The sequence below is a fragment of the Clostridium sp. CAG:43 genome (genome assembly GCF_000434655.1).
GTDB lineage: Bacteria > Bacillota > Clostridia > Lachnospirales > Lachnospiraceae > Otoolea > Otoolea fessa.
In genome coordinates this window covers 1-616 of record NZ_FR895022.1, presented here as the reverse complement: position 1 = coordinate 616, position 616 = coordinate 1, and the positions used below count along the sequence as shown (strand labels likewise).

1 protein-coding gene is annotated in these 616 nt (G+C 50.0%); it reads right to left on the bottom strand.

Annotated features, from left to right (window positions below; translation table 11 throughout):
* Window positions 1-58: 58 nt before the first annotated feature.
* Window positions 59-478 (bottom strand): C-GCAxxG-C-C family protein, encoded by a 420-nt coding sequence (locus tag QVO97_RS02060; RefSeq protein ID WP_022358758.1) that lies wholly within the window; start codon window positions 476-478, stop codon window positions 59-61.
* Window positions 479-616 lie beyond the last annotated feature (138 nt).

Sequence of the window (616 nt, the reverse complement as noted above, 5' to 3'; positions counted from 1 at the left end):
GCCCGCGCGTTGCTGTACGGCACTTACAGTTTCAAACGTGCCCATTTGCGAGGATATATTAGAACAATACTTCTCCGATAATCTCCACCGCATCGCTGATGCAGTCCGGACAGGCACGCAGCACATTTCCCGTTTCCACACCCTTCAAATCCCTACAGACCACGCTCTGGTTCTTCTCAAGGAAACGCGCGATGCACTCTCTGGCATCCTTATAAGAAACCGCCTTCGAATTCGCCAGCTCCAGATCCCCGGTACTATCCTTCAGCCCCACCAGCACAGCCGCCGCCGAAATGGCCCCGCAGGTACCATTCATGCCGCCCATGCCAAGACCAAGCCCCTCCGTCACCTTAAACAGCGCCACCTTATCCAAATCCACCTTATCCGCAAACGCACACGCCACCGACTGGGCACAATTATACCCCATTGCATGAAACTGAGCCGCCTGCTGCTGACGCGCTGAAATCTCTTCTTTCGTCATACTGATACCTCCTAAAATTTTCTTAATCTGCTAAATTTTTTATATTGTACTATTTATGCCAATTATAACATACATTTCCACTTTTTAAACACCCCAAAAAGCATACAACATACAGCGCCAGAAGCCAAATGCCCTCCG